The organism is Streptomyces adustus, assembly GCF_009377175.1.
Classification (GTDB): Bacteria; Actinomycetota; Actinomycetes; order Streptomycetales; family Streptomycetaceae; genus Streptomyces; species Streptomyces adustus.
In genome coordinates, this window is the sequence record NZ_VJZD01000345.1 from 1 (window position 1) to 7,889 (window position 7,889).

7 protein-coding genes are annotated in these 7,889 nt (G+C 74.5%); all 7 read left to right on the top strand.

The window, feature by feature from the left end; genetic code table 11:
- The first annotated feature begins 36 nt into the window (after positions 1-36).
- Positions 37-1,353 carry an aminotransferase family protein gene (locus FNH09_RS42640; protein WP_152895240.1) on the top strand — a complete coding sequence of 439 codons (1,317 nt, stop codon included), beginning with the start codon at positions 37-39 and terminating at the stop codon, positions 1,351-1,353.
- Positions 1,350-3,140, top strand: a complete 1,791-nt coding sequence (locus tag FNH09_RS42645) for a 1-deoxy-D-xylulose-5-phosphate synthase N-terminal domain-containing protein (RefSeq protein ID WP_162469937.1) — start codon at positions 1,350-1,352, stop codon at positions 3,138-3,140. The genes FNH09_RS42640 and FNH09_RS42645 overlap by 4 nt, the downstream gene beginning before the upstream one ends.
- On the top strand, positions 3,121-4,497 hold the full coding sequence (locus tag FNH09_RS42650) for a glycosyltransferase (protein WP_152895242.1): 1,377 nt from the start codon (positions 3,121-3,123) through the stop codon (positions 4,495-4,497). Before FNH09_RS42645 ends, FNH09_RS42650 begins: the two co-directional genes overlap by 20 nt.
- Positions 4,494-5,327 carry an SDR family oxidoreductase gene (locus FNH09_RS42655; protein WP_152895243.1) on the top strand — a complete coding sequence of 278 codons (834 nt, stop codon included), beginning with the start codon at positions 4,494-4,496 and terminating at the stop codon, positions 5,325-5,327. The genes FNH09_RS42650 and FNH09_RS42655 overlap by 4 nt, the downstream gene beginning before the upstream one ends.
- A complete protein-coding gene (locus FNH09_RS42660; RefSeq protein WP_152895244.1) occupies positions 5,324-5,929 on the top strand; it encodes a DUF1349 domain-containing protein in 606 nt (201 codons plus the stop codon). The genes FNH09_RS42655 and FNH09_RS42660 overlap by 4 nt, the downstream gene beginning before the upstream one ends.
- A 68-nt stretch (positions 5,930-5,997) precedes the next feature.
- Entirely contained in the window at positions 5,998-6,993 is a 996-nt protein-coding gene (locus FNH09_RS42665) for a methyltransferase (RefSeq protein WP_152895245.1), read from the top strand.
- Positions 6,990-7,859 carry an exonuclease/endonuclease/phosphatase family protein gene (locus FNH09_RS42670; protein WP_152895246.1) on the top strand — a complete coding sequence of 290 codons (870 nt, stop codon included), beginning with the start codon at positions 6,990-6,992 and terminating at the stop codon, positions 7,857-7,859. Before FNH09_RS42665 ends, FNH09_RS42670 begins: the two co-directional genes overlap by 4 nt.
- The last annotated feature ends 30 nt before the right edge of the window (positions 7,860-7,889 follow it).

Here is a 7,889-nt window from a genome sequence, read left to right on the forward strand (position 1 = left end):
TCCCCCATCCGACCCTCGCCCTTGAGGAGCTGCCCCATGACCACCGTCGACCTGGCACCCCCGTCCGTCTGGCCGCAGGACCTGTCCGCGTACTGCTTCGAGGTGCCGCACTCCGAGCGGTCCCTGCTGTTCGCGTCCGGCAAGGGCATCCGGCTCACCGACGCGGCCGGCCGCGAATTCCTGGACGCCCTGTCCGGGGTGTTCGTCACCTGCTTCGGCTACGACTGCGAGCCCATCGCGCAGGCGGTGACCGACCAGTTGCGCACCCTGCCGTTCAACCCGCCGCTGCACGGCACCAACCACGCCGCCCTGGAGCTGGCCCGGGGGCTCGTCGACCTGGCGCCGGCCGGCATCACGGCGGCCAAGCTCGTCAACGGGGGCTCCGAGAGCGTGGAGGCGGCCGTCCGGCTGGCCCGGCTGTACCACCGCGCCCACGGCAACCCCGACCGGGTCAAGGTCCTCAGCTACTACCACGGCTACCACGGGGCCACCTACGGGTCGCTGTCGCTGACGGGGCGGCCCGACGTCAGCCGGTTCGGACCGGGCCTGCCCGGCATCGTCCACGTGTGGCCGCCGGACTGCCTGGAGGCGTTCTGGGACGTTCCCCGGGAGTCGTCCGGCGCGCTGGCCGCCGCCATGATCGAGCGGACCATCGAGGCCGAGGGCCCGGAGTCGGTCGCGGCGATCGTCATGGAACCCGTCATCCACCTGCGCGGCATGGCCGTCCCGCCGGCGGACTACCTGGCGCGGGTGCGCGAGGTCTGCGACCGGCACGGGGTGCTGCTGGTGTTCGACGAGATCGTCACCGGCTTCGGCCGCACCGGGCAGCCCTTCGCGGCCCAGACCTTCGGTGTCACCCCGGACATCCTGTGCGTGGGCAAGGGCATCTCCGGCGGATTCGCCCCGCTGGCCGCCGTCCTGATGGGTGAGCACGTGGCCGCCGTGCTCGGGGAGGCCGGCGGGCCGGTGTCCTTCGCGCCGTCGCACACCTACGCCGCCAACCCGATGGCGGCCGCCGCCGGGCTCGCCGCCGTGACGCTGTTCCGCGAGGACGGCTACCCGGACCGCATCGGGACACTGGCCGCACACGTCGAGCCCCGGCTGCGCGCGGTCGTCGGCGGGCGCGGCACGGTGCGCGCCCTCGGGCTGCTGTACGGGGTGAAGCTCACCGGCGGCGGCGAGGACGCCGGGGAGCGGCTGGCCTCGGCCTGCCTGGACCGCGGTCTGATCCTGCGCGGACAGGACGACTGGGTGGTCCTGGCGCCCGCGTTCGTCACCACGCCGGACGAGGCCGACCGGATCCTGGAGATACTCGGCGACGCCCTGGACGAGGTCTGCGGGGACGGGCGGTGAACACGCTCCACGACCGCTTCGCCGGCCCGGCGCGTGCGGCGCTGCCCCGCCTCACGCCCGCCGAGAGCGCGGTCGTGCTGCGCGAACTCGAGCGGCTGGAGCGGTCCGCACGGCCGGGTGCCGTCCTCGACGGCCGGTCGCCCGGTCCGCTGCTCGACGGCTTGCGCGCTCTCGCCGGTGAGGTTCCCGAGCGGCTGTACACCGACAGCGCCGACGTCCTGCTGCGCATGCACGAGATCGCCGGCTCGGGAAACCTCCAGAGCAATCTGTCCTCGCTCCCGCTGGTGCGCGCCTGCTTCGAGCTGGGCCTGGTCCCCGACGGCGGCGAGGGCGGCCCGGCCGAGCTGATCGTGGGCCGCGGGCACATCGCCCCCGCCTTCTACGCCGAGCACTATGTGCGCGGCGACCTGCCCTTCACCCCGCTGGCCACCCTGCACCAGGGCGGACTCACCGGCGTGGTGGACCGCGAACTCGGCTTCCGCAACACGATGCGCTACAGCCTCGGGGTCGGTGTCGCGCAGGCGGTGAGCCTGGCCTGGGAGCTGACCAGGCGCGGCACGGACCGCAAGGTGGTGTGTCTGGCGGGCGACGGCGAGCTGCACGAGGGGGTCGCCTTCGAGGCGCTGCGGTTCGCGCACGACGTGGGCCTGACCAATCTCGTGCTGGTCGTCGACGCGAACGCCAAGGGCATCGAGCCGCTCGCCAAGCCCATCAACACCGGCTACCTCGCGGCCTATCTGGGCCGGCTGATGGAGGCCGACGGCCGTGACGAGTGGGCGGTGCAGGCGGCCCTCGGGGCGCTGCTGTCCCTGCCCGGTCCTTCGGTGCTGGTGTGCCGGACCAGCAAGGGCGAGCACAGCTTCCGGCCGGCGGCGCGCGGACCGGCCCGTCCGTCGTTCGCGGCCGGCGCCGGCCGGATGCTCGCCCGGCACCGGGAACGCACGGGACGCGAGATGGCGGTGTTCACCCCCGACCTGGCGGCGCGGTTCGGTCTGCGCGGGCACGTGCCGTACACCAACACGGGCCTGGCCGAGACGCTGACGGTCGGCATGACGCTGTCGCTGCCGCAGGACACCCTGAAGGTGGTGGCCACCGACGCCATGTACTACATGGACTCGCTGAGCATGCTCACCGAGGCGACCACGAGCGTGCGCAACCTGCTGGTCCTGGCCGGACGCAGCTGGGGCGCGTGGGGCGGGGCGCACAACGCCACGAACCTGCTGGGCCTGCTGCTGCACACCAAGGTCTACGAGCCGGTCACCGCGGCGGAGTTCGCCGCGTGCCTGGCCCGTCTGGGCCGGGACCCCGCCACCACCCACGTCGTCAGCATGGTCGACGCCGCCTTCGACCCGCCGGGCGAGGACTGCTCCGCCGACATCGACAGCGGGGTCTGGCTCACGCCGCCCGGCGTGGAGCGCGCCGACGCGGCCGTGGTGACCTTCGGGTACGCGGGCGTCCTGGTGGACGAGGCCAACCGCGGACTCGGTGTCCCGCATCTGCACTGCGCGGCGCTCACCCCGCGTCTCGCGCCGGCCGACCTGGCCGTGCTGCGCGGCTGCCGGCGTCTGCTGAGCGTCGAGTACAACGGCGCCCGGGGCGGATTCGGCGAGGGACTGCGCGCCCGGCATCTGCTGCCCGTGGAGGTCCACGGCGTACGGCGCGACATCGCCCGGCAGGTGCACGCCCGGCAACTGCCGCTGCACGGCATGGCCCCGGACATGCTGCGGGAGCGCCTGGCGCGGCTGCTGGAGAGCAGGGAGGCCGGGCATGCGCCTGCACACGCATGACTACCGCGCGCCGGACACGGAGGGCATCGTCGACGGCGCGGTCCTGATGCACCGCGAGGCGTCCGAACTGCTGGCCCGCCACCACACGCTCGCCCCGCACGACCTGGCGGCCGGCGCGGGCCGGCTCACCGGGGTGCGCGCGGGCGAGACCGTCTACGCCGGTTCGGGGCCGTACGCCTTCCTCTACCACCTCTGGCGGGAGCGGACGGGCGGCGACTTCCGGATCGTGCGGGAGGTGCACACCGCGCTCTGGTCCGGCTACTGGGCGCAGGAGGAGCTGTGCGCGCCGCTGCTGCGTCCGGGGGACCTCGCGCTGTTCCCGACGGCGTACACGCGCCGGCTGTTCCTGCGGCACTTCCCGGCCACGGCCGCGACCGGCGCGGCCGTCGCGTACCCGATGCTCGACCGGATGCCGCGCCGGCCGGCGCGGCCTGTGCCGCCCGCGGGCCGCACCCTGCGTGTCGGCCATCTCGGCGCGCTGTCGCTGGCCAAGAACGTCGACCAGGTGCTGTCCGTCTTCGCGCGCCTGCACCGGGAGAGCGGCGGGCGAGCGGAGCTGCTGTGCGCGGGCAAGCCCAACGATCCGCGCTGGGAGGCCGACGCGATCCACGCGGCGCTGCGGCGGTCCGGGGTGCCGGCCGGCTCGGTCCGGGTGGCGGGCATCTGGTCCCAGGAGCGCCTCGGGGAGTTCTTCGACGCCGTCGACGTGCTGCTGTTCCCCAGCACCGCGTCGCGGGAGACGCTGGGCCGGGTCGTCGTCGAGGCCCTCGCGCACGGGGTGCCGGTGCTGGCCGCCGACGTCGGCCCGGCCGTGGAGCTGCTGCCCGCCCGCAATCTGGTGCCCACCGTCCTCGACACGGCCGGTGCCTTCGACATGGGCCGGGTCGGCCCGCTCGGCCGGGTCGACGAGGACGTGCTGGTCGAGAAGCTGCTCACGCGTGACTTCGCGCCGGCCGCCGTGCGCCACGAGGCGCCGTACACCGACAAGGCGTTCCTGGAGGCGCTCGCCGGTTCCCCGGCCCCCGTGGAGGTGCCGCACGACCGGGTGCTGGCCGACGCGATCCGGGTCGCGGCGCGCGCCGGGGCCGACCCGGCGGAGCGGGCGGCCGAGGCCGAGCGGGTCTTCCGGGCGTTCTTCGGACGCCGGGACGACGTCCTGACGGGCGCGCTCGACGCGCTCGCCGCCCGCACCGGGCGCGACGACCCGGCCCTGCGCGCGCTGGTCGCCGCCCCGGAACGCAATCTCGCCGACTACCGGGCCTTCCCCCGGCTGCTGGACGCCCTCGTCCTGCCGCCACTGACCTACACCCTCGCGCCCGCCCCCGCGGGCGCCGCCACGACGGGAGAGACGCCATGACAGCAGGTGCGGACGGGGAGTTCACCGGCAAGGTGGTCCTGGTGATCGGCGGTGGCCGGGGCATCGGCGCCGCCGTGGCCGAGGACTTCGCCCGGCGCGGCGCCGAGGTCGTGGTCGCCGACACCGACCGGCTGCCGTCGGCGTACAACCACTACCGGTCCACGGCCGTCACCGGCTACGCCGAGGCGCACGAACTGGCCGGGAAACTGACCGCCGAGGGGCTGTCGGTGACGGCGGCCGAGGCGGACGCCACCGACGAGGACGCGATCCGCCGCCTCTACCGGGGGATCGCCGACGGTCCCGGCCGCCTCGACACCGTCGTCAACGCCTTCGGGGTCACCCACGTCAGTACCGTCGAGCAGATGGAGCTGGCCGAGTTCCGGCATGTCGTCTCCGGCAATCTGGACGGTGTGTTCCTGTCGTCGCGGGCGGCGCTGCCGCTGCTGCGCGCCGGCGGGGGCGGGTCGATCGTCAACTTCTCCTCCGTGTCCGGGCGTACGGGGTTCGCGAAGGTCTCCCACTACTGCGCGGCGAAGTTCGGGGTGATCGGGTTCACGGCCGCTCTCGCGCTGGAGGTCGCGAAGGAGAACATCCGGGTCAACGCCGTCTGCCCCGGCATGGTCCGGTCCCACATGTGGCGCTATCTGCTGTCGGAGTTCGCCCGGCCGGGCGAGACCGAGGACGAGTGCTGGGAGCGGATGCGGGCGATGATCCCGCAGCGGGAGTTCCAGACGCCCGAGGACATCGCGGGTCTCGTGCGCTACCTGGCGTCGGCGCCCCGGGTCACCGGTCAGGCGGTCAGTGTCAACGGCGGGATGACCACGCCATGACACCGGCCGGCCTCACCGGCGCCCGCGTCCTGGACCTCGACGACCCCCGGTGGAGCTTCGAGGGACCGGGGAGCACGTCCCTGCCCCGCCCCGGGGAGCTGCGGGTGCGGGTTCCGCGCGGCACCGACCTGTTCCGTATGCCCGGCTCCTACGAGGCGTCCGGGGTCGGCACCTGGGGGCGCTCCGTGGCGGGCGACCACACGCTGTGGACCCGGGTAGGGGTCGAGGGGCAGGCCTTCGGGGACGCCGGCGGCATCGTCGTCCACGACCGCGAGGGCTGGTTCAAGGTCTGCGTGGAGCGCACCCGTTCGGGCGGCTGGGCGATCGTCACCGTGGTCAGCCGTCCGCTGTCGGACGAGGCCACCGGTGCCGCCCTCGCCGGGCCCGGCGCCGGGCTCCTCGTCACCCGGGAGGGGCGGCGGCACGCCGTCTTCCACCGGGAACACGACGACGAGGAGTGGCGGTTCGTCCGTACGTTCACCGGCGGCGGTGACCCGGAGGTCCGGGTCGGCCTGTTCGCCCAGGCGCCTTTCTCCGACGCGTGCACCGCCTCCTTCACCTCGCCCGGCTTCGCCCCGGCGGCCCTGGCCGACCGCCGCTGAGGGGCGCGGTCCGCCCGCTCCCCCGCACCGTCCGTCCGCCCACTCTCCGAGCCAAGGGACACCGCACCATGATCTCGCCCCAGCCCGTCACCGATCTGATGTGGGCGCACTGGAAGACCAGGACCCTGCTCAGCGCCGTGGAACTGGGTGTGTTCACGGCGCTCGCCGACGGACCACTGCCCGCCGCCGAGCTGTGCGCACGCACCGGACTGCACCCCGGCCCGGCGCCGGACTTCCTCGACGCCCTCGTGGCGCTCGGCCTGCTGGACCGCTCCGGGGACCGGTACGCCGGCACCCCCGAGACCCTGGAGTACCTGGACGCCGGCCGGCCCGCCACCTATCTCGGCGCCAGCTTCCTGTCCCGGGGACCCGGACTCGCCGACGACCTGGTCGCCGTTCTGCGCACCGGGCGGGCGTCGCACGGCGGCCGGGACGGGCGGGACTTCTACGCCGGCACGTACGCCACGCAGGCGTCCACCGGCGCGTTCCAGCGGGACATGACCGCCCTGAGTATCGGATCGGCGCGGGCCGTCGCCGAGCGGTTCCCGTGGCGGCGGTACCGCACCGTCGTGGACGTCGGCTGCGCGGAGGGCGCGGTACCCGGCTGGGTGCTGCGCCGGCACCCGCATCTGACGGCCGTCGGGTTCGATCTGCCGCCCGCCCGGCCCGGTTTCGAGGCCTACATGGAGCGCCTGGGCGTGGCGGACCGCGCCGCGTTCCGACCGGGCGACTTCTTCGAGGACGAGCTGCCCCGGGCCGATGTCGTCGTCCTCGGCCATGTGCTGCACAACTGGAGCGAACCGGAGAAGCTCACGCTGCTGCGGAAGGCGTACGCCGCGCTGCCGCCGGGCGGGGCCGTGCTGATCCACGAGACGCTGATCGACGACGAGCGCCGCAGCAACGCGGTCGGCCTGATCCTCAGCCTGATCATGCACGCCGAGGTGCCGGGCGGATTCGACTACACCGCTGCCCAGGGCCTCGACTGGCTGCGCGGGACCGGCTTCAGGGAGACCCGGGTGGAGCATCTGGACGGGCCCGAGTACCTGCTGGTCGGCATCAAATGAGCGCCGCGCACTCCCCCGTCCACGGCGATCCGGACGGCACCGACCTGCTGATGTTCTGGAACCTGTACGAGGCCGGCATCGAGCGTCTGCGGGGCGACGACGAGCGGTGGAAGGCGCAGGTCGCGCTGGTCGCCGCCGAGCGGCCGCGGGTCCTGCTGACGACCGAGGGCTGGGGCTGGCACCGCGACGGCGGGGCCCTGTTCGAGGACGCCAAGACCGCGTTCGGCATGGACGGCGAACTGTTCACCGCCAAGACGGGCTGCCATCAGGCCGTGTTCTGGGAGCCCGGCGTCGAGCGCGTGGCCGTGGAGCGGGTCGCCCCGGAGCTGGCCCACTGGCACGGCCACGGGCTGGTCACCCTGCGTCTGCCGGGCTGGAGCACCCCGCTGCGGTTCCTCGTCACCCACCTCGATCCCTTCAGCCCCACCGTCCGGCGCGTGGAGGCCGACCATCTGCGCCACCACGCGGACCCCGCCCTGCCGCCGCTCGTGATCGGCCTGGACGCCAACTCCGTGCCGCCCGGCGACCCCGAGCCCGACTGGACCCGCGCGGCCCGCCACCGCAGGGACGACCTGCTGCTCCCCGGCAAACGGCTGGCCGACCGCACCCCGCTCGCGACGCTCCTCGGGGACCCCGGCGATCCGCTCCTGGTGGACGCCGGCGCCCATCTGGGCGACCGCTCCCCGACCTACGGGGAGTTCTTGCCGGGAGAGGCCGCGCGCCGGATCGACCTGTTCCTGCTGTCCGCCTCCCTCGTCCCGCACCTGGCCGGCTACCGCGCGCCCGACCCGCGGCCGGTGCCGTACGACGGGCGTCCCCTGGCCTCCGACCACCGTCCGGTCACCGTCCGGCTGCGCCGCCGGTGAGCCGTGGCTCCCGCGGGCGGGCGGGGGCGG

Bases quoted from the DNA above. Each gene is read 5' to 3' on its own strand.
- FNH09_RS42640 (WP_152895240.1), top strand. From the start codon at position 37: ATGACCACCGTCGACCTGGCACCCCCGTCCGTCTGGCCGCAGGACCTG.
- FNH09_RS42650 (WP_152895242.1), top strand. From the start codon at position 3,121: ATGCGCCTGCACACGCATGACTACCGCGCGCCGGACACGGAGGGCATC.
- FNH09_RS42655 (WP_152895243.1), top strand. From the start codon at position 4,494: ATGACAGCAGGTGCGGACGGGGAGTTCACCGGCAAGGTGGTCCTGGTG.
- FNH09_RS42660 (WP_152895244.1), top strand. From the start codon at position 5,324: ATGACACCGGCCGGCCTCACCGGCGCCCGCGTCCTGGACCTCGACGAC.
- FNH09_RS42665 (WP_152895245.1), top strand. From the start codon at position 5,998: ATGATCTCGCCCCAGCCCGTCACCGATCTGATGTGGGCGCACTGGAAG.
- FNH09_RS42670 (WP_152895246.1), top strand. From the start codon at position 6,990: ATGAGCGCCGCGCACTCCCCCGTCCACGGCGATCCGGACGGCACCGAC.